20 protein-coding genes and 1 pseudogene are annotated in these 26,292 nt (G+C 70.2%); 7 read left to right on the forward strand and 14 right to left on the reverse strand.

What is annotated here, in order from left to right:
- Positions 1-95: 95 nt before the first annotated feature.
- Together AAHM41_RS24670 and AAHM41_RS24675 are read right to left on the reverse strand one after the other, a co-directional pair.
- Positions 96-539 carry a CBS domain-containing protein gene (locus AAHM41_RS24670; protein ID WP_342239246.1) on the reverse strand — a complete coding sequence of 148 codons (444 nt, stop codon included), beginning with the start codon at positions 537-539 and terminating at the stop codon, positions 96-98.
- A gap of 52 nt (positions 540-591) precedes the next feature.
- Positions 592-1,617: a 2-dehydropantoate 2-reductase gene (locus AAHM41_RS24675; RefSeq protein ID WP_342239247.1), complete on the reverse strand. Its 1,026-nt coding sequence runs from the start codon at positions 1,615-1,617 to the stop codon at positions 592-594.
- A gap of 202 nt (positions 1,618-1,819) precedes the next feature.
- On the opposite strand from AAHM41_RS24675, the gene AAHM41_RS24680 reads away from it, so the two are divergent.
- Positions 1,820-2,509 carry a GntR family transcriptional regulator gene (locus AAHM41_RS24680; protein WP_342239248.1) on the forward strand — a complete coding sequence of 230 codons (690 nt, stop codon included), beginning with the start codon at positions 1,820-1,822 and terminating at the stop codon, positions 2,507-2,509.
- A gap of 1 nt (position 2,510) precedes the next feature.
- On the opposite strand, the gene AAHM41_RS24685 is transcribed toward AAHM41_RS24680, so the two are convergent.
- The 4 genes from AAHM41_RS24685 to AAHM41_RS24700 form a co-directional block, all read right to left on the reverse strand.
- Positions 2,511-3,626 (reverse strand): ABC transporter substrate-binding protein, encoded by a 1,116-nt coding sequence (locus AAHM41_RS24685; protein ID WP_342239249.1) that lies wholly within the window; start codon positions 3,624-3,626, stop codon positions 2,511-2,513.
- The gene (locus AAHM41_RS24690; protein ID WP_342239250.1) at positions 3,623-6,100 is read right to left on the reverse strand and encodes a TonB-dependent siderophore receptor; all 2,478 of its coding nucleotides are present in this window, start codon (positions 6,098-6,100) and stop codon (positions 3,623-3,625) included. The genes AAHM41_RS24685 and AAHM41_RS24690 overlap by 4 nt, the downstream gene beginning before the upstream one ends.
- Before the next feature lie 134 nt (positions 6,101-6,234).
- Entirely contained in the window at positions 6,235-7,206 is a 972-nt protein-coding gene (locus AAHM41_RS24695) for a FecR family protein (protein WP_342239251.1), read from the reverse strand.
- Between the two features lie 67 nt (positions 7,207-7,273).
- Positions 7,274-7,783, reverse strand: coding sequence for a sigma-70 family RNA polymerase sigma factor (locus tag AAHM41_RS24700; protein WP_342239252.1), 510 nt, complete (start codon positions 7,781-7,783; stop codon positions 7,274-7,276).
- A 507-nt stretch (positions 7,784-8,290) separates the two neighbouring features.
- On the opposite strand from AAHM41_RS24700, the gene AAHM41_RS24705 reads away from it, so the two are divergent.
- Positions 8,291-9,124 (forward strand): glycoside hydrolase family 19 protein, encoded by an 834-nt coding sequence (locus tag AAHM41_RS24705; protein WP_342239253.1) that lies wholly within the window; start codon positions 8,291-8,293, stop codon positions 9,122-9,124.
- A gap of 48 nt (positions 9,125-9,172) precedes the next feature.
- On the opposite strand, the pseudogene AAHM41_RS40710 reads toward AAHM41_RS24705, so the two are convergent.
- The 8 genes and pseudogenes from AAHM41_RS40710 to AAHM41_RS24740 form a co-directional block, all read right to left on the reverse strand.
- Positions 9,173-9,412: pseudogene (locus AAHM41_RS40710) on the reverse strand (ADP-ribosylglycohydrolase family protein); the annotation flags it as partial.
- Positions 9,381-10,601 (reverse strand): CaiB/BaiF CoA transferase family protein, encoded by a 1,221-nt coding sequence (locus tag AAHM41_RS24710; RefSeq protein ID WP_342239254.1) that lies wholly within the window; start codon positions 10,599-10,601, stop codon positions 9,381-9,383. The pseudogene AAHM41_RS40710 and the gene AAHM41_RS24710, both read right to left, overlap by 32 nt.
- Complete coding sequence (locus AAHM41_RS24715; protein ID WP_342239255.1) at positions 10,594-12,702, reverse strand: ADP-ribosylglycohydrolase family protein; 2,109 nt, start codon at positions 12,700-12,702, stop codon at positions 10,594-10,596. The genes AAHM41_RS24710 and AAHM41_RS24715 overlap by 8 nt, the downstream gene beginning before the upstream one ends.
- A gap of 25 nt (positions 12,703-12,727) precedes the next feature.
- Positions 12,728-13,945: an ADP-ribosylglycohydrolase family protein gene (locus tag AAHM41_RS24720; protein WP_342239256.1), complete on the reverse strand. Its 1,218-nt coding sequence runs from the start codon at positions 13,943-13,945 to the stop codon at positions 12,728-12,730.
- A complete protein-coding gene (locus AAHM41_RS24725) occupies positions 13,932-15,380 on the reverse strand; it encodes an extracellular solute-binding protein (RefSeq protein ID WP_342239257.1) in 1,449 nt (482 codons plus the stop codon). Before AAHM41_RS24725 ends, AAHM41_RS24720 begins: the two co-directional genes overlap by 14 nt.
- Positions 15,381-15,424: 44 nt before the next feature.
- A complete protein-coding gene (locus AAHM41_RS24730) occupies positions 15,425-16,327 on the reverse strand; it encodes a carbohydrate ABC transporter permease (protein ID WP_342239258.1) in 903 nt (300 codons plus the stop codon).
- Positions 16,327-17,292 carry an ABC transporter permease gene (locus AAHM41_RS24735; RefSeq protein ID WP_342239259.1) on the reverse strand — a complete coding sequence of 322 codons (966 nt, stop codon included), beginning with the start codon at positions 17,290-17,292 and terminating at the stop codon, positions 16,327-16,329. Before AAHM41_RS24735 ends, AAHM41_RS24730 begins: the two co-directional genes overlap by 1 nt.
- 1 nt (position 17,293) lies before the next feature.
- Complete coding sequence (locus AAHM41_RS24740) at positions 17,294-18,337, reverse strand: LacI family DNA-binding transcriptional regulator (protein WP_342239260.1); 1,044 nt, start codon at positions 18,335-18,337, stop codon at positions 17,294-17,296.
- Positions 18,338-18,838: 501 nt separating this feature from the next.
- Between AAHM41_RS24740 and AAHM41_RS24745 the strand changes: the two genes are divergently transcribed.
- From AAHM41_RS24745 to glgX, 5 genes are all read left to right on the forward strand, one after another.
- Complete coding sequence (locus tag AAHM41_RS24745; protein ID WP_342239261.1) at positions 18,839-19,036, forward strand: DUF2934 domain-containing protein; 198 nt, start codon at positions 18,839-18,841, stop codon at positions 19,034-19,036.
- Positions 19,037-19,069: 33 nt separating this feature from the next.
- On the forward strand, positions 19,070-20,914 hold the full coding sequence (gene treZ, locus AAHM41_RS24750; protein WP_342239262.1) for a malto-oligosyltrehalose trehalohydrolase: 1,845 nt from the start codon (positions 19,070-19,072) through the stop codon (positions 20,912-20,914).
- Positions 20,911-23,397 carry a malto-oligosyltrehalose synthase gene (gene treY, locus AAHM41_RS24755; RefSeq protein WP_342239263.1) on the forward strand — a complete coding sequence of 829 codons (2,487 nt, stop codon included), beginning with the start codon at positions 20,911-20,913 and terminating at the stop codon, positions 23,395-23,397. The genes treZ and treY overlap by 4 nt, the downstream gene beginning before the upstream one ends.
- A gap of 55 nt (positions 23,398-23,452) precedes the next feature.
- Positions 23,453-23,920, forward strand: coding sequence for a hypothetical protein (locus tag AAHM41_RS24760; RefSeq protein ID WP_342239264.1), 468 nt, complete (start codon positions 23,453-23,455; stop codon positions 23,918-23,920).
- A gap of 205 nt (positions 23,921-24,125) precedes the next feature.
- Positions 24,126-26,261 carry a glycogen debranching protein GlgX gene (glgX, locus tag AAHM41_RS24765; RefSeq protein ID WP_342239265.1) on the forward strand — a complete coding sequence of 712 codons (2,136 nt, stop codon included), beginning with the start codon at positions 24,126-24,128 and terminating at the stop codon, positions 26,259-26,261.
- Positions 26,262-26,292: the final 31 nt, after the last annotated feature.

Below are 26,292 nucleotides of genomic sequence, written 5' to 3' on the forward strand. Positions count from 1 at the left end.
CAAGACTCCTCCATGCGGCCCGCGGAGCGGCGCCGCATCGCGTTAGAGACGCCGCGGCAGCCGGTCGGGCCGCCGCGGTTCCACTCAAGTGGAGATCAGGCGTGGACCACGGCTGTCGCCGGATCCTGCAGCGCCGGCGAGGATTGCTGCAGGAAGTGCCGGATCAGGTCGCGGGCGCTGATCACCCCGACCAGAGTATGGTCCTCCATCACCGGCACGTGCCGGATGTGGTTCTCGTCCATCAGCCGCAGCACCGTCTCGATGCTGTCGCGCGGCTCGCAGCTGATCACCGTGCGGCCCATGAAGGCCGAGACCGGCATCGACAGCGCCGCGGCGCCATGGGTGGCCAGCGCCCGGGCGACGTCGCGTTCGGAGAACACCCCGACCACGACATTGCCCTCGGTGCGGCACACCTCCTTGACGACCAGGGCGCCGATGATCTCCTTGGTCATCAGCGCGACGGCGGTGGCCACCGTCTCGCCGACGCGGATCATGACGACGCGCGAGTCCTTCTGGCGGAGAATGTCTTCGGCCCTCATTGGCTGGGTTCCTCCTCTGGAAAGCGGCTCTTCCCGGCCGCTCGGACAAGGGTCAGGCCGGCACCAGCGCCGGTGTCCGTTTCGCTTCAGTCGGGGCAGGACGGCTGTAGAGCCCGGCGATCTCGGCGCGCTGCTGCACCAGGGCCAGGACGGTGTCGACCGTCGGGGTCGGCACCCCGACCATGCGGCCGAGCTCCTGGATCACGGTGACCAGCGGATCGATCTCCATCGGCCGGCCGCGATCGAGGTCCTGCAGCATCGAGGTGCGGTGGGCGCCGACGGCGCCGGCGCCGTCCAGCCTCCGCTCGATATCGACGCGGAAATGGACGCCGAGCCGGTCGCCGATCGCCTGCGCCTCGGCCATCATCCGCCGCGCCACGTCTCGGGTGGAGGGGTCGCCGGTGATGACGTCGAGGGTCGCATGGGTCAGGGCGCTGATCGGGTTGAGGCAGAGATTGCCCCAGAGCTTCAGCCAGATCTCGTCGCGGATGTTGTCCCGCACCGGCGCCTGCAGTTCCGCCGCCGTCATCGCCTCGCTCAGGGCGGTGACGCGGGCCGACCGGCTGCCGTCCGGCTCGCCGAGCGGGAACTTGTCGCCGTAGTGATGCTCGACCACGCCGGGCGCCACCACCTCGGTGGCCGGATAGACGATGCAGCCGATGCCGCGCTCCGGCCCCAGCCGCCGCCACTGCACGCCGCCTGGATCCACGGTCTCGATGGTGCGCCCCTCGAGCGCGCCGCCATGGCGGTGGAAGTACCAGTAGGGCAGCCCATTCACCGCGGTGACGACCGCCGTCTCCGGCCCCAGCAGCGGCTGCATCGCCTCGACCACCCCCGGCACCGAATGCGCCTTGAGGCAGATCACGACATAGTCCTGCGGGCCCAGCTCGGCCGGATTGTCGGTGCAGCGGATGCGGGCAGTACGGGTCTCGTCGTCGATCCTGAGGGTCAGGCCGTTCTGGCGCATCGCCTCGAGATGCAGGCCGCGGGCGACGAGGCTGACCTCGACCCCCGCGCGATGGAGCTGGACGCCGAGATAGCCGCCGATGGCCCCGGCGCCATAGATGCAGAGTTTCATGGCCGCGCCTTCCTCCCATTGATTGGAGTCAGGGCCGCTGAGCAGCCGACCGGATCATCGTGGTATACAAAATACCCAATGTCAATCGATCCAAGGGAGGAAAGCTGCGCTGGACTCTCGTCTACGGTATACTTGTGACCAGCGACGCCTAAGGTTATAGGCGAGTTGAACGCCGGCCGTGCAGGCGACAGAAGGGCCTCCGATGAGCTTCCCGCAGATCGACGTCAAGCCGCTCGACACCGAAACGAGCTTCCGGATCAAGGCCTACAAGGCGCTGAAGCAGGCCATCACCGAGATGGACATCTACGGCCATGCCGGCGAGATCAAGCTGGAGGAGCGGCAGCTCAGCGAGATGCTGGGGGTCAGCCGCACCCCGATCCGCGAGGCGATGACGCTCTTGGAGCAGGAGGGATTCGTCCGCTCCGTTCCCCGCCGCGGCATCTTCGTGATCCGCAAGAGCAAGGCCGAGGTGCTGGAGATGGTCACGGTGTGGGCGGCGCTGGAGAGCATGGCCGCCCGCCTGGCCACCCAGGTCGCCACCGACGCCCAGATCCGCAAGCTGCACGACTATGTCGACGTGTTCCACGACCGCAACCCGGAGGAGCATGTCACCGAGTATTCCGAGGCGAACATCGCCTTCCACAAGCAGATCATCCGGATCAGCGGCTGCCAGCTGATCGTCGACATCACCGACAACCTGTTCATCCACATGCGCGGCATCCGCCGAGTGACGATCGGCCAGGACCACCGGGCCCAGCGCTCGGTCGTCGACCACCAGAAGATCGTCGCCGCGCTCGAGGCCCGCGACGCCGACCTGGCCGAGAAGCTGGTGCGCGAGCACACGCTGGGCCTGGCCGAGCATGTGCGCAAGCACGGGGACTTCCTGGACTAAGTCACTCCCCTGCCCCGAGGTCGCCGAAATAGGTCCCGTCCATCGGCACGGCGAGGAAGCGGCGGTTGATCTCCGCCAGCGTCGCTTCGGGGTCGAGGTCGCCGAACAGCTCCGGATGGAGCCATTTCGCCATCGCCTCCGCCGCGGCGACATGGGTGGGGGCGTGGAAGAAGGCGAGCCAGAGCGCGTGGGCGCGCCCGGCGGCGATGGCCGGCAGCTCGCCGAGTCCGGCCTCGCCGCGGATCGCGGCCAGCTGTTCCCGCACCGTGGCCCGGGACACGCCCGGCCCGATCCGGAAATTGCCCGGGCCGGGCAGAAGCGGGCCGCCGGCGGCGATGTAGACATCCGGATTCTGCGCCAGCACGTATTCGAGGCCGAGCTGGCCGGTCGGGCCGGGCACGACCGGCTTGGCGATGTTGTCGCCGCCGGCGAAGTCGATCAGCGTGCCCGCGCCGGAGGCCCCGGCCGACCAGCAGCACTCCCAGCCGCCGGCGCGGGCGTGCAGCAGCACCTTCGGCCGGGCGCCGGGATGCGCGGCCAGGGTCCCGGCGATCCGCCCCATATGGTCTTCATAGAAGCGGATATAGGCCTCGGCGCGCTCTTCCCGCCCGAGCGCGCGGCCGAGCGACCGCAGGCTCGGCACCGTGTTGCGCAGCGGGTCGTCGAAGAAGTCGATGCGGAGCACCGGCACGCCCGCCGCGCCGAGCTGCCGCTCCAGCTCCTCCGCCGGGCCGAACCAGAGCGGCAGGACGACGAGGTCCGGCCTCAGGGCAAGAGTCCGCTCGACGGAGAAGGTCTCCGCGGTGGTCCCGCCCACCAGCGGCAGCCGGTCGATCGCCGGGAAGCGCACCCGGTAGGCCGCGGCGGTGCCGGGATCGAAGCGCACCAGGTTCTCGGCCCACCCGGCGACCAGCGACAGCGGCTCGGGATCGAGCAGCGCCAGCACGGTGATCAGCCCGCCATCGCCCAGCACGACGCGCCGTGCCGGCTGCTTCAGCTCGACCGTGTGGCCGGCGGCGTCGGTCAGAACGATCGGATCGGCCGCCGCCGGCGTTGCGAACAGCCCAATCGCTAGCAGCGCCACCCGCCTCAGCGTAGCGCCGGCGCGCGCCGTCACCACCGGAGCTTCAGGCCGGCGGTGATGGTGCGCCGGGTGCCGTAGAAGCAGGAATGGTCGTCCCAGCAGGAGGCGACGAATTCGCGGTCGAACAGGTTGGAGACGTTGACCGAGACCTGCGTCCCCTCCAGCTCCGGCCGCAGCATGCCGAGATCGTAGCGCAGGCCCAGGTCGAACAGGGTGACGTCCGGCACCTTCAGGGTGTTCCCGGCATTGCCGTAGGACGAGCCGATGTAGCGCACGCCGGCGCCGAGCGAGAGGCCATCCAAGGCCCCGTCGGTGACGGCGTAGTCGGCCCAGAGCGAGGCCAGCCGGTCCGGCACGCCGTAGGGCCGCTTGTCCTTGAAGTTGGTGCTCTTGGTGTTGACGATGTCGAGCACGGTGAGCGAGCCGAGCAGGCTCAGATTCTCGGTCACCCTGGCATGGGCCTCGAGCTCGACGCCACGCGACCGGACCTCGCCGGTCTGGATGCTGGCATAGGGGTGCGTCGGGTCTGGGTCGGCGGTCTTGACGTTGGTCTGGGTGATGTCGAACAGGGCGACGGTGAAGAAGCCGGTGAACCAGTCCGGCTGGTATTTCACCCCGACCTCGTACTGCTCGGCCGTGCTGGCCTTGAACGGCTGGCCGAAGAAGTCGGTGCCGCTCACCGGCTCGAACGAGGTCGAATAGCTGGCATAGGGGGCGATCCCGTTGTCGAACTCGTAGACCAGGCCCGCCCGCCAGGTGACGGCGCCGTCCGCCTGGTGGCTCGAGGTCAGCGTGCCGGTCGAGACGGTGCGGCTGTCGGTCTCGGTTTCGGCCCAGTCGCCCCGCACGCCCAGCAGCAGGGAGAGGCCGCCCCACTTCATCTGCTCCTGTGCGTAGAACCCGACCTGGTCCAGCGTCTGCCGCGTGTCGCTGTCCAGCGCCGGCATCACGATGTCCTGGCGACGGTCCGGGTGGAGAACGTCCAGCGACGGCGCGCTGCCGTAGCCGGTCAGGGCTTTCGCACCGTTGTGCCGGTAGTCGATGCCGAACAGCGCCGTGTGCTCGACCTCCCCGGTCGAGAAGCGCAGCAGCGCCTGGTTGTCGAGCGCGATGCCGTCGAAGGATTCCTCGGACGCGACCGTGCTCCGGGCCAGCGAGGTCGGGCCGTCATAGTTGTTCTCGTACACCGACCGGTAGTCGAAATCGGCGTGCATGTAGCGGAAGTTCTGGCGCAGCGTCAGCACGTCGCCGGCCTCGTGCTCCAGCTCGTAGCCGACCGAGTACTGCGTCCGCTCCGACCGGTCGAAGCCGGTGTCGCCCTCGAAGAAGCTGGTCGGGAACCGGCCCCACGACGCGCGCTTCACCGTGCCCTCATAGGGCAGGTAGTTGAAGGCGCCGGCGGCCGGATCGTACTGGTAGCTGCCGAGGAGCGTCAGGCTGGTGTCCTCGTTCGGCGTCCAGGTGATCGCGGGCGCGACCGAGACCCGCTGGTCCTGGGTGTCGGCGACCTGGGTGCCGGAATCGCGGCCGAGCGCGGTGAGGCGGTAGAGCAGCGAGCCGTCCTCGGTCAGCGGGCCGCCGAGATCGAGCCCTCCCTGCAGGCGGTCGAAGCTGCCGTATTCCAGGTCGATCTCGTGCAACGGCTCCGCGGTCGGCCGCTTGCTCCACAGGTTGACCACACCGCCCGGGTTCACACTGCCGTAGAGGATCGAGGACGGGCCGCGCAGGATCTCGACCCGCTCCAGCATGTAGGGATCGATCGCGGGCGAGATGTAGTAGACGCCGCGCGGCAGCCGCAGCCCGTCCATCAGCCCGACGAAGTTGGCGTCGGCGCCGCCGGGGGAGCCGAAACCGCGGATGTTCGGATAGTCGTAGCGGCCGGGACGCGTCTCCGGTGCCACGCCGGACGTGTAGCGCAGCGCCTGCGAGACCGACTGCACCTTCTGGTCGTCCATCTGCCGGCGGGTGATGACCGAGACGGATTGCGGCGTCTCGATCAGCGGCGTGCCGGTCTTGGTCCCGGTCCGCGACTCCTCGGCGACATAGCCGTCGGTGGCGCCGAAGAAGCCGGCGCCCTGGACGATGATCGGGTCGAGCGCCAGGCCGCCATCCGCCGATGCATCGGCTGCGGGTGCCGGGCGCTGGATCGAGACGGTGTTGGCCGCGGTCAGGCGCCAGGTGACGCCCGTCCCGGACAGCAGCCGCGCCAGCGCCTCCGCAGCCGGCAGGCTACCACGCACGCCCGGCGAGGCCAGGCCCTGCAGGTCCGCCGATGCGTAGGCCAGTTGCATGCCCGACTGGTCGGCGAACTGGCGCAGCGCCCCCGCCAGCGGCTGGCGGGGGATGTCGAAGCTCCGCGCTGCGGCGGACGAGGCAGACTGTGCCCAGGCCGGCGCCGCCGCGGTCAGGATCAGCAGGACGCTCAACGCGGTCGCGGCCAGCAAGGACCGCAGCACCCGATGCGGCCAACCCTGCGGCACCGCCCGCCGCCCCTGGATTTCAGACATTCTTCCCCCGCCCCGCTTGCAATTCAGAATCATACGCATTCCGGACTGTCCAAGAGCCCGGACGGGCCGATCGGGGCCCTTCACTGGAGAGACGCGCGAGGTGGCGGCTTGCCTATAGGATCAGGTCGGATTTTTTAGCCGATGACGATCAGCACGCCCGGAACGCGGCGCAGCGGCAGCCCCTGGGTCTCGGCCAGGGCCGCCAGCGCGGCCTGGGCCTCGCGGATCGAGAAGACGCCGCCGACGGGCTCTGCCGCGCGGCCGCGGTCGGCCAGCACCACCCGCTCGGGCACGTAGCGGCCGAGCTCGGCCACCGCCTCGGCGAAAGGCTTGCCGTCGAACACGATGCGGCCCGCCCGCCAGGCCAGGGCGGCGCCGAGATCGACCGCGGCGACGCGGCCCGGCGCCGATCCCTCCCGGTACCGGGCCTGCTGCCCCGCAGCGAGATCGACGGCGCCGGCCGGCGGCATCGGCGCTGCCGCGGCGGCCGGCCCGAAGACCCCGGCCCGCCCCTCCGCCACCGTCACGGTCGCATCCTCTTCGACGGCGCGAACGGCGAAGACCGCGCCCTCGGTCTCGGTGTTGCCGCCCAGCGCGGCCACGCGGAACGGCGCCGCGGCGTCGCGCCGGGCCTCGAACAGCGCCTCGCCCTGCAGCAGCGCGACGAGGCGCAGCCCGGGGCGGAAGCCGAGCGCGATGGCGCTGTCGGTGTTCAACAGCACGGCGGAGCCGTCCGGCAGCGCGACCCGCGCCTGCTCGCCGATGCCGGTGCGGTGGTCGGCCCGCCACAGCAGCGCCAGCCGCGGCGCCAGAGCGACCCCGGCCACGCCGGCGGCCAGCGCCGCGCCACCACCGAGAACCGCCCGGCGGCCGATGCTCCTCCGCCCGGACCGGGCCGTCGCGATCGATGGAGTCTCGGGAGCCAGCGCCTGCAGCTGCCGCCAGAAGGCACGCTCCCGCGCGAAGGCGCGATCATGCGCCGGCGATGCCGCCTGCCAGGCCCGGAACGCGGCGAGGTCCGCCTCGGTCGCAGTGCCGGAGGCGAGCCGGACCACCCAGTCACGCGCGTCCTTGGTGATGCGGGTCTCGGTGTCGTCGGTGTCCATCGGCTCGCGGCGGCAGGCGGGGGCGATTCCCCTTCTACTCCCTAGACGTGCGAGAGGGCGATTTGCCTCAACCGGCCAGGCTGTCGCGCAGCTCCGACAGCCGCTCGAGCACGCGGCGGATATGGTAGTAGACCGTGGTCTCGGACACGCCCAGCTCGCGCGCGATCTGACGATGGGTCCTGCCCTCGAAGCGGTTCATCAGGAAGACCCGCCGGCTCTGCTCCGGCATCTCGGCCAGCGCCTTCTCCAGCGCCGCCACCGTCTCCCGGCCGATGGCGATGCGCTCCGGCGACATCTCGTCGGCGCCGTCCCACAGCAGGTCGTGCAGCTCCTGGTCGATCGCCGCCCGCCGGCGTTCCTTGCGCAGATGGTCGATCGCGGCGTTGCGCACCGTGCGGCGGACATAGGCCTGCGGATTCTCCACCGCCCCGTCCGGGCCGAGCTCGGCCAGCCTGACCCAGGCGTCCTGCAGGATGTCGGCGGAGCGCGCACGGCAGCGCACCCGGCCCTGCAGGCCGGCCTCCATGCGGGGCGCCTCGGCCCCGAAGGCGTCCAGGATCCGAGACAGCTTCCTCACGACACCTCGCGGCCCGCATTGAACGCAGCGAATGTATCGATAATGCAACACATTCTCAACTGGAAGCCAGCGTTCGGCTCGCTCCATGTCGGCGGCCTGCAGCAGCGCGGTATAGGACGGCCGGTACAGCGGATCGCCGGCGGCGATCTTCGCCAGCGCCTGCTCGATCTTGGCCGGGTCGTAGGTGAACCTGGGCCGTGGCCGCCGCTGCCGCCAGGAACAAGGCAAGGATAGTGCAGGCGAACGCCGCAGCGCGCATGGCCGAATCCCCCCGGTCGGATGTTCATCCTACCGAGTAGATAGCGACCGTGTCTTCAGCCCAATCCTTTTCTATCCGACACACCAACTTGACGACGCTGGTGTCTGGCACGTTGCCCTCACGTTTAATTCAGCTTATGCTTACAATTGTTGCGTCAAAATTCCATCGAATTGCTTTGAATTCCGTTTCCAGCGACTTGATTTTTGGATCCAGCAGGGCGCTGGCGGATTGCTTTCAGGAGAACGACGATGATTTCACTTCAGATTTTGCAACAGCTGTTCCCCAAGGGCCGCCAGGATATGCTGCAGGCGTTCGCCAGCCAGGCCGACTCCGTGCTCGCCGATTTCGGCATCTCCAACACGACCAACCGGCTGCAGTTCTTCCTGGCGCAGATCGGCCATGAATCCGGCGGCCTCACCGTCGTCGAGGAAAATCTGAACTACAGCGCCCAGCGGCTGACCCAGGTCTGGCCATCGCGCTTCCCCACCCTGGGCTCGGCCCAGCCCTTCGCCAACAACCCGCAGGCGCTGGCCAACAAGGTCTATGCCAACCGCATGGGCAACGGCACCCCGGACTCGGGCGACGGCTGGAACTACCGGGGCCGGGGATACATCCAGATCACCGGCCGCGACGGCTACCGCAATGTCGGCGCCGCCATCGGGATCGACCTGGTGAACAATCCGGACCTGGCCGCCACACCGGCGGATGCGCTGCCCGTCGCCTGCGGCTTCTGGAAATGGAAGAGCATCAATGCGGCCTGCGACGAGGGCGACTTCGTCAAGGTGACGCGCCTGATCAACGGCGGCACGGTCGGCCTGGCCGATCGGGAAGCCTGGCTGGCAAAGGTGCGGGCGGTCCTCAAGCCCGCCTCCGGCACCCCACCCGCGACGAGCGCGCCGTCGACGAAGGACGACATCCGCAGGGTCCAGCTGGCGCTGCAGAGCCGCGGGTTCCCCTCGCTGACGGCCGACGGCATCATGGGCCCGAAGACCAGCGCCGCGATCGACACGTTCCGGCGCAGCAACGGCCTGCCGCCGGGATCGATCGACGCCGCGCTGAAGCAGGCCCTGAACATCTCCTGATCCGGCCCGGGCGCCGTCATGCCTCGGCGGCGTCGTCACCTCCGCCGAGGCATGGCAGTCCTCGAAGATGCGGGCCAGGATCATCGAGAAGGCGGTGTCGTCGTCCGGCTTGAAGAACCGGCCGTCATCCTCGCTGAGATAGAATTCCAGCTCGCCGATATGGCTGCGGATCTGCGCTTCGGTCCAGTTCTCCAGCGGCGCTCCGAAGCGGACGCCGATGCATTTGCCCAGCCATCCGGCATAGAGCCGGCCGGAATCATCCCAGCGCCCCGGCGGCGCGCAGGCCATCGATCTCCTCGGCCGAGAAGCCGGCCCGGCGCAGCACGTCCTCGGCGTCGGCGCCCGGCTCCGGCGCCAGGCGGCGGATCGCGCCGGGCGTGGCCGACAGGCGCGGCAGGACATTGTGCACCGGCAGGGGGCCTAGATCCGGGTCGGGGATCGACACCACCACCTCGCGCTCGATCACATGATCGTCGGCCATGAAGTCTGCGATGTCGTGCACCGGGCCGACGGTGATGCCCTCGGTCCGGAAGATCGACAGCGCCGTGTCGCGGTCGCGGGCGCCGATCCATTCGCCGATGACGGCGTCCAGCACCACCCGGTTGCGCACCCGGTCGGCATTGGTGGCGAAGCGCGGGTCTCGCGCCAAATCGTCGCCGCCGACCAGCAGCAGGATGCGCTTGGCCATGCGGTCGGTGGAGCCGGACATGGCGATCCAGCGGCCGTCTCGGGTCTTGTAGACATTGCGCGGCGCACTGTTGCCCGAGGCGCTGCCGGTGCGCTCCTTGACCTGGCCGGTGACGGCGTAGCTGCCGGCCTCCGGCCCCAGCACGGAATACATCGCCTCCAGCAGCGACAGGTCGATCACCTGGCCGCGCGCCATGCCGCGGTCGCGGGCCCGCAGCGCCGCCAGCACGGCCTTGGCGCCGTGCAGCCCGGCGATCATGTCGGCCAGGGCCAAGGGCGGCAGCACCGGCTCGCGGTCGGCGAAGCCGTTGCGCGAGGCGAAGCCGGACATCGCCTCGACCAGCGTGCCGAAGCCGGGCAGCCGGCTGGCCGGGCCGGTCTGGCCGAAGCCGGAGATGCGCACCAGGATCAGGTCCGGCGCCATCGCCTGCAGCCGCTCCGGCGCCAGCCCCATCTCCTCCAGCACGCCGGGCCGGAAGTTCTCGATCATGACGTCGGCGGTCGGGATCAGCCGCTCCAGCGCCGCCATCCCCTCCGGCTTGCGCAGGTCGAGCACGACCGACAGCTTGTTGCGCGACAGCTCCTTCCAATAGAGGCTGTGGCCCTTCACCTGCCAATCGCGCAGCGGGTCGCCGCCCGGCGGCTCGACCTTGATCACCTCGGCGCCGAAATCCGCCAGCTCCAGCCCCAGCGCGTTGCCGGCGACGACGCGGGAGAGGTCGAGCACACGGATGCCGGACAGTGGCCCGTCGCGCTCCGGCTCGATGCGGGCGGGCCGCGCCTCAGCCATTTGCCGCCTCGTGGATCTCGATCACCCCGGCCTGCATCCGCCCGGCCGAGGGCAGCCGCAGCCCGGCCATGCCATACTTCAGCGCGTCGTCGCGGGCCTCGAGCAGCACCTTGCCGTCGACCGACAGGGTCAGCCGGTCGCCCACCGCCGACAGCGCCAGGCTGTAGGTCCGGCCGAGCTCGCGCCGGAACGGCGCCCGGGCCAGCACGGTCTCGCCGAAGTCGCGGCGGATGATCGCCACCTCCTCGGCCGAGACGAAGCCAGCGGCGTAGCAGCGCTCATTGCCCTGGCCGCGGGCGCAGACCAGCTGCCCCTCCCCCGCCAGCGGCGTGATCTCGGCCGTCACGGTCAGGTCGCGGGCGTAGAGATGGCCGGTCCACAGGTCGGCGTCGGATGCCGTGAGGGCGTGGATGCGGCCGTCCTCGATCTTCCAGACGCCGCGGTTCCAGGTGCAGCGCGTGATGCCGCCCCACTCATTGGCCTCGATCCGGGGGTCGAGCCGGGCCGAGCCGGCACCGGAGACGGTGAACTCGTCGATGAAGATCCGGCCGAGGAACTTCAGCCGGCCGAAATACTCGACCTTGATGCCGATCTCGTCGACCGCCTCGCCGCCCGTCTCCGGCACGGTGAAGCGCAGCTCCTGCCACGCCCCGGCCGGCGGCTGGGTCCAGGCGCCGATCTCGTCGATGCTGCCGCTCATCGCCCGGCGGACATAGGGCACGATGCGGAGATGGCCGTCGCCCTCCCAGGGGTCGAGCCACAGGCGCAGCACCGCCTCCTGCCCGGTCGCCACCACCGGCGAGAACATCGGCCGGTAGCGCTCGTCGTCGAAGTCGCTGCGGCGGTAGAAGGGCTTCCAGAAGATCCGGCCGCCATCGCCGCGCTCCAGCCGGTCCAGCAGGGCGCAGAGCGCGCCGCGGCCGGTGGCCTTGCGCTCGTCCGACCAGGACAAGGCGATGCGGTTGTCGGGCTCGGTGCGGAAGCCATGGGTCGACCCGGGCAGGTCGAAGTCGAAGCGCAGGCCGCGCCGCTCCATGTCCGCGACCCAGTCCGCCGGCGGCTCCTCCCCCGCCAGGCGGTGGGCCAGCACCGCCAGCTCGCGGCAGAAGCTGGGGATGTCGACGATGTTGAGCGACCCGGTGATGCCGGAGGCGACGATGCCGTCATTGATCGGCTTGCGGTAATGCGGCGCGACCCCGGCGATGCCGGCCAGCGTGCCGACGATGGCCCCGGCATTGCCGGCGTTGCAGTCGGTGTCCCAGCCGCCCATGGTCGCGATCTCGACCGTGCGCGACAGGTCGCCCTGGCCGTACAGCAGCGCCAGGATCAGCAGGCCGGCATTCGGGATGATGTGGCAGACGCCGGGATAGCGGTCATAGCCGAACTCGCTCTCCAGCATCCGCCGGCAGGCGCGCCAGTCCTTCGGCTTCACCCGGTGCAGGGCCTGCACCGCATGGGCGACGCGGGCGTATTCGCTGCCGGCCGGGATGGTGGCGAGGCCGGCCTCCACCACCTCCTCGATCGTCTCCGCGACGAAGGCCTTGGCGATGGCGGCGGCGACAAAGCGGGCGCCATAGAGGCCGTTGCCGTCATGCGAGACGCTGGCGGCGCGGGCGGCCAGGTCGGCGGCGCGGGCCGGGTCGCCCGGGCACACCCAGCCCCAGGAATCGACGAAGATCTGGCCGCCGATCTGCTCGGCGATCACCGCGCCGTTGCGGGCGATCGAGCCGGATTCGGGCGCCGGGATGCCGGATTGGAGATTGGCGAAGGCGGTGTGCTCGGTCGAGATGCCGTAGCCGCCCCACCAGAACATGCCGTGCAGCTCGGCGGCGTAGTTCAGCCAGGTGCGGCCGACATCCTGCGGCGACGGGTCCAGCCCGAAATCGCGCAGCGCCCGGATGAAATAGACCGGCCCGTTGGTGTCGTCATCGGCGGCGAAGTTCTTGAAGTCGCGCAGATAGCCGGTGATCTCGCCATAGGTCTTGTCGATCCGGTCCCAGGTCCAGATCGTCGGCTCGACCGGGGCGCCGAGGCGCACGCCGATGGCCTTGCCGAGGAAGCCGGCATAGATGCGGTCGATTGTGTCGGTGGGCAGGGGCATTCCGGGGCCTTGGTCTTCGGGCGGGTCAGCGGCCGGCGGCGGCGCGGGCCGGCTGGGCGGGGTCGGCGGTCAGCGCCAGGCGCTGGGCGTCGCGCCGGCGGGTGCGGTCGAGATCGGCGGCCAGCATGGCGGCGGCGGTCTCGTGGAAGCGGTCGGCCTCGGCCGCCAGGGTGAAGCGGTTGGCACGGTCCAACAGGTCGCGATCGGCCGGGTCGATCACCGCCTCGCCATGCATGGCGCCGAGGATGGCGCCGGCCATGCAGCCGATGGAATCGGTGTCGCGGCCGGAGTTGACGCCGGCCACGATCGCCTCCCGGAAGTCGCCGTCATGGATCAGGCAGAAGCCCAGAGCCATCGGCAACTCCTCGATCGCCCGCAGGCGCGACGGGGTGTAGTCGTTGGTCGGCAGCCCCGCCGTTTCCACCCGGCGATGGACGTTGTCGCCCATGCTGGAGTAGCGGCCGATGAGCGACTGGAACTCCGCCGTCACCAGGGCATGGTCGGCACGATGGGGCCGAAGCCGCCGCGCCGCCTCGGCGATGTCGGCGATCGCGCCCCGGGTGCCGTCCTTGGCCAGGGCGATGGCGGTGTCGACCACCGCCTCGATCGTCGTGCCCGGCACCATGGCGGCGGCGACGCAGGCGGCCATCACCCCCGCCGCCTCCAGCCCGTAGCTGTGCTGGTGCCCAGCAGCGAGGTCGACCGCCTCGTCATAGGCTGCCTTCGGGTCGCAGGCGTTCACCGCCCCGACCGGGGCGATGTACATGGCGGCGCCGCAATTGACCATGTTGCCGATGCCGCCCTCGCGCGGGTCGCAGCTGGTCAGCTGGTGGCGCTGGAAGATCCACTTCTCCGGGTAGAACAGCCGCTCGATCAGCATGGTCTCGCGCTGCATCTCGGGGATCCAGCGCGGCGTCCAGGCGATCTGGCGGACCATGCCGCCGGCCATGTCCCAGGCGTCGAGATGGCGGCCGGCCTCCTCATAGACCGCCATCAGGCACAGCGTCATCAGCGTGTCGTCGGTGACGATGCCATGGCCGCGGATGCGGCCGCCGCGCTCCGCGTCGGGCAGCGCCATGCGGTGCCAGTCGACGTCCAGCGAGGTGACCCGGCCGTAGCGCTGCCGGATCTCGGCCGCGGACAGCTTCTCGATCGTGGCGCCCATGGCGTCGCCGAAAGCGACGCCATGCAGCATGCCCCGGATCCGGCCCCTGAGCGAGAGACCCGCGTCAGTTCGTTCCATTCAGCTTGGTCCTCGCATATTCGGTGATCTCGGCGCCGCCCTTGGCGTTCCACTCGGCGACGTAGTCGTCCCATTTGTCGATCGGCAGCTCGCCGGAGATGAACTTCCAGACATAGCTGCGATACACGTTCTCCGCCGCGTCCAGCCGGGCGGTGTATTCGCTCGGGAAGCCGAAGCTGTCGTCCGGCGCATAGTATTTCTGGGCCAGCGCGATCGACTTCTCGGCCTGCTCCGACAGCAGCGGCACCGGCGGCTTCCAGGCATCCGGCTGGTCGATGATGAAGCGCGGATACCAGGTCGACATCTTGGCGGTGATCTTGACGGCGCCGCCGTCCTTGACCCACTGCTCGCCCTCGAAGCCCATGCGGTCGATCGCCTGGCCCTCGGGGCTGGCCATGAAGTCCATCAGGGCGACCACGTCCTCCTTGTGCTCGGAGATGGCGGACATGGCGAAGCCGCGGCTCTCTCGGCTGACGTCAACCGCGCGCAACCCCTGCCCGCCCGGGCCCTTCGGCGGGTCCAGCGGCACCAGGGTCGTGCCCGGATGCACCTGGCGCATCTTGCCCTGGTAGATATCCATGTTGACGCCGACCACGCCGAGGATCACCCCGACACGGCCGGAGTAGAACTTGTCCTCGCGGGTGTCCCATTTGGTGGTGATGAAGTCGGGGTCCAGCAGCCCTTCCGCGAGCAGCTTGCGGTAATAGGCGATCTTGTCGCGCTCCTGCGGCGAGACGCGGGAATGGATCCACTGGCCGGAGGCGTCCTTCAGCCAGGTGGCGCTGACGCCGAAGGCCTGGTTGAAGATCTCGTCCAGCTCGTCGGTGGCGCCGGCCGGCGGAATGGTGGCCACCGTGATGCCGTAGGTGTCCTTCTTGCCGTTGCCGTCGAGGTCGGAGTCGACGATCTTGCGGAACATCGCCTCCCAGTCCTCGAGCGTCTGCGGCGCCGGCAGGCCGGTCTTCTCCAGCCAGTCCTGGCGCATCACCCCGACCTTGGCGCGCACCGGGAACGGGTAGATCAGATAGGGATAGTTCTCGAGCCGCGGCTTGTTGTGCGCCCACAGCGCCTGCTTCAGGTTCGGCGCCTTGTCCAGCCAGGGCCGCCAGTCTTCGAGCAGGCCCTGCTCGACGATCTTCTGGTCGCCGCCCTGGAAATAGATCAGGTCGGGGATGTCGCCCGACAGCAGCATCAGCGACAGCTTGTCGGCATAGCCGCCGGGTGGCACGTCGACCAGGTCGATCTTCACCGGATGGCCCTTGGCCGCCATGCCGGCCTCGATCGCGCCGACCAGCTTGACGTCGTCCGGGTTCGACTTGGTGAAGTCCTTGCTGACGACGCGGAGGGTCACCGGGTCGTCGGCCTGCGCCGGCTGGACCGCCAGGGCGGCGGCGAACACCAGGGCCAGCGCCGGCCCCAGAAGCATCTTGCTCATTGCGTCTCCTCCTCGACTTTCTGTTTTGTCGGCCGATGCGCGAGTCATCCTTTCACGGCCCCGCTCATCGTGCCTTTCGTGAAGAACTTCAGGATCAGCGGATAGATCGCCAGCACCGGGATCAGGGTCAGGATGATCATCCCGGCCTTCAGCGCCCGGAGATCGATCTGGCTGCCGCCGGTGTACTGGTTCATGGCGTCCAGCCCGACCATCAGCGACTTGTCGCCCTCGACCACGAACTGGCGCAGCACCACCTGCAGCGGCCACATCTTCGGGTCGTTCAGATAGATCATCGCCCGGAAATACTCGTTCCAGTGCAGCACGGTGTAGAACAGGGTGATGGTGGCGATCGCCGGCAGCGCCAAGGGCGTCACCACGTACCAGAGGGTCTGCAAGGGCGAGGCGCCCTCGATCTCGGCCGCCTCCATCAGCTCCTTCGGGATCTCCTCGAAGAAGCGGATCAGCACGATCAGGTACCAGGCGAAGACGCCGCGATAGAGGATCACCGACCAGTAGGAGTTGAGCAGGCCGAGCTGCTTCATCACCAGGTAGTCCGGCACCACTCCGGGCTCGAACACCACGGTGACCAGGATGAAGACCAGGATCGCCCGCCGCCCCGGCAGCCCCTCGCGCGACAGGGCCCAGGCCATCAGCGTGGTGGCGACGACGTTGATCACCGTGCCGGCGATGGTGATCAGGAGGCTGTTGGCCAGGCCGCTCAGCACCTGAGGATGGGTCAGCAGCACCTGCCAGACGTCGAGCGAGAAGCCGTGCGGCAGCACGGCCAGGCCGCTCATCCCCGGCACCTCGGCGCTGTCGGACAGGGACACGGCCAGGAGATTCAGGATCGGCTGGACCGTCACCACCACCATCAGCAGCAGGGTCGAGCAGATGATGGCGTATTCGATGCGCTCGAACGGGGTGCGCCGGATGCGGCTTGCGGCCATCACCACACCCCCTTGCCGGTGACGCGCTTGGCGACAAAATGGGCGGCCAGGATCATGGCCATGCCGATCACCGCCTTGAACACCCCGGCGGCGGTGGCATAGGCGTATTCGCCGCCGACCAGGCCCATGCGGTAGACATAGGTGTCGAGGATGTCGATCCGGTCGCGGATCGCATCGTTGGAGAAGTTGAACACCTGGTCGAAGCCGGCGCTCATGAAGGCGCCGAGATTGAGGATGAACACCGTCGCCATGGTCGGCACCAGGGCCGGCAGGGTGACGTTCCAGATCTTGCGCCAGCGGCCGGCGCCGTCGATCGTCGCGGCGTCGTAGAGCTGCGGGTCGATCGCCATCACGGCGGCGAGGAACAGCAGCGAATCCCAACCGGCGCTGCGCCACATCTCGGAGAAGACCAGGACCCAGAGGATCGAGCCCTCCGAGGTCATGAACGGCACCGGCGCGAAGCCGAACAGACCCAGGATGTCGTTGACCGTGCCGTCGGTCGGCGACAGCACGGCGATGAACACGCCGGCGATGACGATCCAGGACAGGAAATGCGGCAGGTAGATCGCCGACTGCACGAAGCGGCGGTAGCGCCGGCCCTGCACCTCGTTGACCAAGAGGGCCACGATCACCGGCACCGGGAACAGGATGACCAGCTTCATGGCGCTGATCAGCACCGTGTTCCCCAGCACTTGATAGAACACCGGGCTGTCGAACAGCGCCCGGAAATGCTTCAGCCCGACCCAGATGCTGGGGCCGATGATGCGATAGTCCTGGAAGGCCAGCTTGGCCTGCCAGATCGGCAGGTAGTGGAAGACCACGAAGTAGAGCAGGCCCGGCAGCAGCATCAGGTAGTAGCCGCGCCAGCGCCAGACCCGCCGCAGGCCGGACTGGCGGGTGGTCTTGGGAACGTTCCCAGCGAGCGGTTGGGCCAAGCCGGAGGTGCTGTGATCGAGGCCGGTCATGTCAGGCGCTCTTCTTCCGGACAGTGCGCAGGGCCGGCGGCGGGGCGGCGACCGAAGCGCGCTCGACCACCCGGCAGGGCAGCACCGTGTGGACGATCTCGGCCTCACCGTCGATCTCGGCCTGCAGCAGGCGCATCGCCTGGATGCCCATGTCGTAGCGCGGCTTGTCGACCGTGGTCAGCCCTGGATCGGTGAAGCTGCCGGCCTCGACCCCGTCCATGCCCATGATCGAGATGTCGCGCGGGCAGGCCAGGCCGGCGGTGCGGGCGGCCAGGATGGCGCCGACCGCCATCAGGTCGTTGGCGGCGAAGACCGCGGTCATCCGCCGGCCTTCCCGCTCGATCAGCCGGCGCGTTGCCGCCAGTCCGGAATCCGCGGTGTAATCGCCCTCGTCCATCGGCAGGGACGCGGGATCGAAGCCGTGGCGCTGCCAATGCGCCTGCGCCTCGGTGACGAAGCGGGTGCGGGCGACGCGCCGGTCGCGGCCGTTGATCAGGCCGATATGGCGGTGCCCGGCGGCGATCAGGTAGTCGAGTGCCAGGCGCACGCCCTGGGCCACGTCGCTGCGCACGCTGGAGAATTCCGGGAAGCGCTCGCCCGAGGAACCGATCACCACCACCGGCGCCTCGGTCTGGCGCAACAGGCTGCGGTCGTCGGTCGCCGGATTGAGAATGATGCCGTCGACCCGGGCCTGGCGCAGGGCCTGCAGGTGGCGACGCTCCCGCTCCGCATCCCAGTCCGAGCTGAAGATCAAGAGCGACCGCTTCTCCGCCTCCGCCTGGTCCTGGGCGCCGCGGGCGAGGTCGGCCCAGAACGGGTTGGAGATGTCGGGGATGACCAGGCCCATCATGCGGCTGCGGCCGGTGCGCAGGCCGAAGGCCAGGTGGTTGCGCTCATAGCCGGACTGGCGCACCGCCTCCTCCACTCGCTGGCGGGTCTCGGCATGGACCGCGCCGACGCCGGACAGCACCCGCGCCACCGTCGTCTTCGACACGCCGGACAGGCGGGCGACATCGATGATCGTTGGCTGGCGCTTGCCGTTCAAAGGCGTCTCCCGGGTGGAGCGTTGCCCTGCCTCTCGGACAGGTTGTGTGGGAACGTTACCAATTCCCATCTCTTCCCGTCAAGCGGGCATCGCGGACGGCGATCATGCCGCAATCATTTCGGCTTCGGAAAGACTATTTTCCCAGATCGGAAAATATCCGCGAACGGGCCGGAACCGGACCGCGCAGCCGCTATTGACGCTGATGAGGCTGCGATGCGGGCGCGTTTCCGCCGCGACCGGCCTGGCGAGTTCCCGAGACCAGCGGGCGCAGCCGTCCCGGTGCGCCCCGCCGTAGACAGGATGGAATACTTCGGCTTGCAGCGAAGCGATTTCTTTTGCCTGACAATAATTTCAGCACAAAACGGCACGTGAATATCAGAATCGGACAACATGGAAAGATCGTTCCAATTTACAAAACTTTCACATCTGTTGACACGAATCGCAGTGCAGGTCGGAACGAAAGGGTCATAATGGCTCTAATACTAAAGATGGAGGTGGTGGATGAGCGACGATCGCGACGAGCAGATCCGGCGCCGCGCCTATGAGATCTGGGAGGCGCTGGGCCGCCCCGAAGGCGGGCAGCAGCAGCATTGGGCGCAGGCCGAGGCGGAGATCCTGGCCGATGAATGCACGGGCACCGGGAGCGCCCCGGAAGGGGCGGAGGGGCTGGACCCCGATGGCACACCGAAGCGGGGCTGACCGGACGCCGCTCCTGCGGCCGGAGGGCGGGCGATGACCCCACCGGTCGCCGCCCGCGCCGCGCCGGCGCCGCAGCCCGAGCGCACTGCCCACGCCATGCCCTTCGGCGCCGAGCTGCGCCCGGACGGCGGCACCCGATTCCGCCTGTGGGCGCCCGATGCCGCGGCGGTGACCCTGCTGCTCGGCCAGGACGGCGCGCCCCTGCCGCTGGAGCCGCTGGACGATGGCTGGTTCGGCCGCACCGTGACGGGTGCGCCGGCGGGCACGCCCTACCGCTACCGCCTGGCCGACGGCACGGACGTGCCGGACCCGGCCTCGCGCGCCCAGCAAGGCGGCCCCTTCGGCCCGTCCCTGGTCTGCGACCCACGGGCCTATGACTGGCAGGCGGCGGGCTGGCGCGGCCGGCCGTGGCACGAGGCGGTGGTCTACGAGCTGCATTGCGGCGCCATCGGCCGGCCCGGCGGCTTCGCGGCGGTGGAGCGGCGGCTCGACCATCTCGCCGGACTCGGCGTCACCGTGATCGAGCTGATGCCGGTCGCTGATTTCCCCGGATCGCGCGGCTGGGGCTATGACGGGGTGCTGCCCTTCGCCCCGGCCTCGATCTACGGCACGCCGGACGACCTGAAGCGCCTGGTCGACGCGGCGCATCGGCGCGGGCTGATGATGCTGTTGGACGTCGTCTACAACCATTTCGGACCGGCCGGGAACTTCCTGCCGCTCTACGCCGGATCCTTCTTCGACGCGGACCGGCCCACCCCCTGGGGCCCGGCGATCGACTTCCGCCGGCCGCAGGTGCGCGCGTACTTCCGCCACAACGCGCTCTATTGGCTGGAGGAGTTCCGCTTCGACGGGCTGCGCCTGGACGCGGTGCATGCGATCCGGGACGACAGCCGCCCCGACATCCTGACCGAGATCGCCGGCGCCGCCCGCGCCGCCTTCCCCGACCGGCACATCCACCTGGTGCTGGAGAACGACCGCAACGAGGCGCGGCGGCTGCTCGGCACGCCCGGCCCGGCGGGATGCTACGACGCGCAGTGGAACGACGATGTCCACCACGCCGCCCATGTCGCCCTGACCGGCGAGGCCGACGGCTACTACGCCGACTACGCCAACGCCCCGGTGGTCCGGCTGGGCCGGGCCCTGGCCGAAGGCTTCGTCTACCAGGGCGACTGGTCGGAGCGGCGCCGGGCCCCGCGCGGCCAGCCCAGCGCCCATCTGCCGCCGACCGCCTTCGTCAACTTCCTGCAGAACCACGACCAGATTGGCAACCGCGCCCTCGGCGACCGGCTGACCGCCCTGGCCGAGCCGGCAGCGGTCGAGGCGATGACCGCGGTGCTGCTGCTGGCGCCGCAGATCCCGCTGCTGTTCATGGGCGAGGAATGGGGCAGCCGCCAGCCCTTCCCGTTCTTCTGCGACTTCGAGGGCGCGCTGGCCGACGCGGTGCGCCGCGGCCGGCGCGAGGAGTTCGCGTCCTTCGCCGGCTTCGCCGACGCGGCCGAGACTCTGCCCGACGCGCTCGACCCCGCCACCTTCGAGGCCGCGGTGCTGCAGCAGCCCGACGACGGCGAGGCCTCCCGCCGGCTGGAACTGGTGCGCCGGCTGCTGCAGCTGCGGCAGCAAAGGGTGGTGCCGCTGCTGGCGCCGCGCCGGATCGGCCCCGGCATCGACCGCAGCCGCGGCCACATGCTGGACGTCGCCTGGATGCTGCAGGGCGGCGGCTGGCTGCGCATCGTCGCCCATCTGGCGCCGGAGCAGGGCCCCGCCTGGGAGGTGCCGGCCGGCGAGATCCTGTTCGAGAGCGCCCCCGGCCTCGCCACCGCCCTGGCCGAAGGCGTCGAGGGCTGGGGCACCGTCGCGGCGTTGGAGCCGCCGGCATGACCGCGCCGCGCGCCACCGCCCGGCTGCAGTTCCATGCCGGCTTCACGCTGGACGACGGCTGCGCCGCCCTGCCCTATCTCGCCCGGCTCGGCATCAGCCATGTCTACGCCTCGCCGCTGCTGGCCGCCCGGCCGGGCTCGGCCCATGGCTACGACGTCATCGACCCGACCCGGATCGACCCGGAGCGCGGCGGCGAGGTCGGCTTCGAGCGCTTCGCCGCGGCGCTGCGGTTGCAGGACTTAAGCCTGATCCTCGACATCGTGCCGAACCACATGGCAGCCAGCCCGGACAACCCCTGGTGGCGCGACGTGCTGGAGCACGGCAGGGCCAGCCCGCACGCCGCCGTGTTCGACATCGACTGGGATGCGCCGGCCAATCCCGGCCGGGTGCTGCTGCCGATCCTCGGCCGGCGCTATGGCGAGGCGCTGCGCGCCGGCGACATCCGGCTCGCCCGCGATCCCGAGACCGGCCGGCCCGTCATCGCCATCCCCGGCCACACCCTGCCGGTCGCCGCCGGCACGGCGGAGGCGGTCAATGAAAATCCGGGGCCGGAGGCACTGCACGGGATCCTGGAGCGGCAGTATTACCGCCTGGCGCATTGGCGGGTGGCGGCGGCCGAGATCAACTATCGCCGCTTCTTCGACATCGACGAGCTGGTGGCGGTGCGGGTCGAGGACCCGGCGGTGTTCGACGCCACCCATGGCCGCATCCTCGCCGCCGTCGCCGCCGGCCAGGTCCAGGGGCTGCGCATCGACCATATCGACGGGCTGGCCGACCCGGCCGGCTACCTGGCCCGGCTGCGCCAGGCGGTCGAGGCCGTCCGGCCCGGGCCGTTCACCATCTGGGTCGAGAAGATCCTGGCCGATGGCGAGGACCCGCCGGCCGACTGGCCGGTCGAGGGCACCACCGGCTACGAGGTCGCCAACGCGATCCACGGGCTGCAGGTCGATCCGGCCGCCGCCGGCCCGATCCGCGCCGCCTATGCCCGCTTCACCGGCGACCACGGCAGCATGGCCGGCACCATCCGCCACTGCCGCCGCGCGGTGATCGAGGGCAGCCTGGCCGCGCCGTTCGAGACGCTGGCCGACGCCGTCGACCGCCTGGCCTATGCCGGCTGGGACTCCCGCGACCTGACCCGCGCCGCGCTGCGCCAGGCCCTGGCCGCGGTGATCGAACACCTGTCCGCCTATCGCGGCTATCCGGGCGGCGCGACCTTCGGCCTCGACGCCGCGATCGCCCAGGCCCGCGATGCCTCGCCCGGGCCGGCGCTCGACTTCGTCGCGAAGCTTGTCTCCGGCCGCATCCCGGGCGACGAGGCCGCGCTGATCCTGCAGCGCTTCCAGCAGCTGTCCGGCGCGGTCGCGGCCAAGGCGGTGGAGGACACGGCCTTCTACCGCCACCTGCCGCTCGCCTCGCTGAACGAGGTCGGCGGCTGGCCGGAGCGGTTCGGGATCGAGCCCGACGCGTTCCACGCGTTCTTCGCCCGCCACCGGCGCGACGGCGCCCTGTCGTCGCTGGCGACTCATGACCACAAGCGCGGCGCCGATGTCCGCGCCCGCCTCGCGGCGCTGACCGAGCTGGCGCCGGAGTGGCAGTCCGGCCTCGCCGCCTGGTCCGCCCTGCTGGCGCCGCATCGCAGCGGCGGCAACGACCGCCCGGTGCCGAGCCGCCGGCACGAGCACCTGTTCTACCAGACCGTGATCGGCACCTGGCCCGCCGGCGGCCCGGATGCCGGCTACGCCGACCGCATCGTCGCCTATCTGCTGAAGGCGGCGCGCGAGGGCAAGGACGAGACCAGCTGGACCGACCCGGACCAGGCCTATGAGGCCGCGCTGGAGCGCTTCGTCCGCGCCGCGCTCGACCCGGCCGGCCCCTTCCCGGCCGCGATCGCACCCTTCGCCGCGCGCGTCGCCCGCATCGGCGCGGTCTACGGCCTGGCCCAGCTGGCGCTGCAGATGACCCTGCCCGGCGTGCCCGACCTGTACCAGGGCACCGAGGAATGGGACCTGTCGCTGGTCGACCCCGACAACCGCCGCCCGGTCGAGTGGGACCGGCTGGCGCGGCAGCTCGACGCGATCGCCGAGGCCGATCCGGCCGAGCTGGCCGCAGCCTGGCCGGACGGGCGGATCAAGCACTGGCTGGCGGCGCGGCTGCTGCGCCTGCGCCGCGACGACCCGGCCCTGTTCGCCCGCGGCGATTACGCGCCGGTCGCGGCCCAAGGCCCGGCCACGGCGCATGTCGTGGCCTGGCGCCGGTCGCTGGACGACCGGCATCTGGTGGTCGCGGTGCCGCGGCTGGTGGCCCGCCAGTTGAACGGCGCCCTGGGCCTGACCGGCTTCGACGGCACGGCGCTGGCGCTGCCGGACAGCGCAGAGAGTGGGGGTGGAGATCGGGGGGGTGTGGGCAGTCGGGTCGATCTCGGCCCCGTCTTCGCGCGGCTGCCGGTCTTCCTGCAACGCCTTGGAGGTCGCGATGGTCAATAGAGTGCTGCGCCTGATCTCTAATCCCGACGCGGCGCGCGGCGGACCCGGCCTGCCTATGCCCCGCCCTCCAGGCCCCGACGAGCCGCAGCGCGAGCATTTCGAGCGGCTGGGCCTGTCGGTATCCGCGGTCGGCGCCGACCGGGTCGAGCTGACCGGCTGCTTCGCCGGGCGGGTCGACATCCGCGCCGTCGCCCGCCCGCCGGAGGATGAGGAGGAGCCGGCCCCGCTGGTCTGGGACGTGCTCGGCCATTGGCGCAAGCGGCGGCAGCTGTGCCTGCACCCCGTCGATCTCGACGAATGGCTCGGCCTGCGCCCGATCGATGCCTTCGCCCTGCTGCGCGGCCTGCGGAACGATGCGTTGGCCGAGGCGTTGGGACCAACGGCGGCCACCGACGTGTTCGACTGGCGCGGCCACCGGGTGCTCAACCCCTTCCGCGACCGCTTCGGCAACGAGACCAGCCCGGCGTGCGAATACGGGGCGCATTACCGGCTGTGGCGGGCCCGCTGGCGCGAGGCGCTGTGAGTGGCGATGGCGGTCGGGACTATCCCCAACCGTCATTGCGAGGAGGCGAAGCCGACGAAGCAATCCAGGGGCCACGCCAAACGGCCCTGGATTGCTTCGCTGCGCTCGCAATGACGGTGATTGGGATTTCTGGAGTGGTTTCGACCCAACTGTGCCTGGGACATCCGTGACGACAATTGGGGCGGACCTGGAGGGGAAAGAGCGGATGAAGCGGGTGAGACCGGCGTCGGTGCGGGTGCTGGAGGGACAGCCCTTCCCGCTCGGCGCCACCTGGGACGGGCTGGGCGTGAACTTCGCCCTGTTCTCGGCCAACGCCACCAAGGTCGAGCTGTGCCTGTTCGACGAGGAGGGCAAGCGCGAGCTCGCCCGGGTCGAACTGCCGGAATACACCGACGAGGTCTGGCACGGCTACCTGCCCGACGCCCGGCCCGGCACCATCTACGGCTATCGCGTGCACGGCCCCTACGAGCCCGCGGCCGGCCATCGCTTCAACCCAAACAAGCTGCTGCTCGACCCCTACGCCAAGCGGCTGGTGGGGCAGCTGACCTGGGACGACGCCCTGTTCGGCTATACCATCGGCGCCCCGGAGGAGGACCTGTCCTTCGACGCCCGCGACAGCGCCCCCTTCATGCCGAAATGCCGGGTGGTGGACCCCGCCTTCACCTGGGGCCGCTCGCGCCCGCCCGCCATCGGCTGGGACCGCAGCGTGGTCTACGAGCTGCATGTCCGCGGCTACACCATGCGCCACCCTTCGGTGCCGCGGCGCCAGCGCGGCACCTTCGCCGGGCTCGGCCATCCGGAGGTGGTCGGCCATCTGCGCAATCTCGGCGTCACCACGGTCGAGCTGATGCCGGTGCACGCCTTCATCCAGGACCGCCACCTGCTGGAGCGGTCCTTGAGCAATTTCTGGGGCTACAACACCATCGGCTTCTTCGCCCCGCACCCGGCCTACGCCGCCACCGGCGAGACCGCGGAGTTCAAGGAGATGGTCGCGCGGCTGCACGATGCCGGGCTCGAGGTCGTGCTCGACGTCGTCTACAACCACACCGCCGAGGGCAATGAGCGCGGCCCCACCCTCTCGCTCAAGGGCATCGACAACGCCTCCTACTACCGGCTGATGCCGGACGACAGCCGCCACTACATCAACGACACCGGCACCGGGAACACGCTGAACCTCAGCCATCAGCGGGTGCTGCAGATGGTGACCGACAGCCTGCGCTATTGGGTCACCGAGATGGGGGTGGACGGCTTCCGCTTCGACCTCGCCACCATCCTCGGCCGCGAGACGCACGGCTTCGACGAGAATGGCGGTTTCCTCGACACCTGCCGCCAGGACCCGGTGCTGGCCGGGGTGAAGCTGATCGCCGAGCCCTGGGACCTCGGCCCCGGCGGCTACCAGGTCGGCGGCTTCCCGCCGGGATGGGCGGAGTGGAACGACCGCTTCCGCAACACCGTGCGCGGCTTCTGGAAGGGCGACGAGGGCAAGGTGGCCGACCTCGCCTCCCGCCTCGCCGCCTCGGGCGACCTGTTCAACCGCCGCGGCCGCCGGCCCTGGGCCAGCGTCAACTTCGTCACCGCCCATGACGGCTTCACGCTCAACGACCTCGTCTCCTACAACGACCGGCACAACGAGGCGAACGGCGAGGACAACCGCGACGGCCACTCCGACAACCTGTCCTGGAACCACGGCGCCGAGGGCCCGACCGGCGACCCCGCCATCCGGACCTTGCGCGAGCGGCAGAAGCGCAACCTGCTGGCCACGCTGCTGCTGGCCCAGGGCACGCCGATGATCCTGGGCGGCGACGAGTTCGGGCGCACCCAGAAGGGCAACAACAACGCCTATTGCCAGGACAACGAGATCGGCTGGGTGGATTGGGAGGCGATCGGCGAGGACGGCCGCCGGCTGGTCCAGTTCACCCGCCGGCTGATCGCGCTGCGCCAGCGCTTCCCGGTGCTGCGCCGCAGCCGCTTCCTGACCGGCCTCTACAACGAGGAGCTGGACGTCAAGGACGTGGCCTGGCTGCGCCCCGACGGCAAGGAGATGGAGAACGGCGACTGGACCAACCCGCAGACCCGGTGCCTGGGCATGCTGATCGACGGCCGCGCCCAGCCGACCGGCATCCGCCGCCGCGGCTCGGAGGCGACGCTCATGCTCCTCCTGAACGCCCACCACGAGCCGGTGCCCTTCCTGCTGCCGGAGGTCCCGGACGGCGCCTTCTGGACCGCCCTGGTCGACACGGCCGAGCCGGAGGCGGCGCCGCGGGGGCATCTGCCGGCGGGGGAGACGTTCGCGCTGCAGGGCCGCGCGGTGGTGCTGCTGTCGGCGCAGACGGGGGTGTGAGGGGAACTCGAACAAGCGATTAGTCTTACTG

Source organism: Inquilinus sp. OTU3971, from assembly GCF_038440215.1.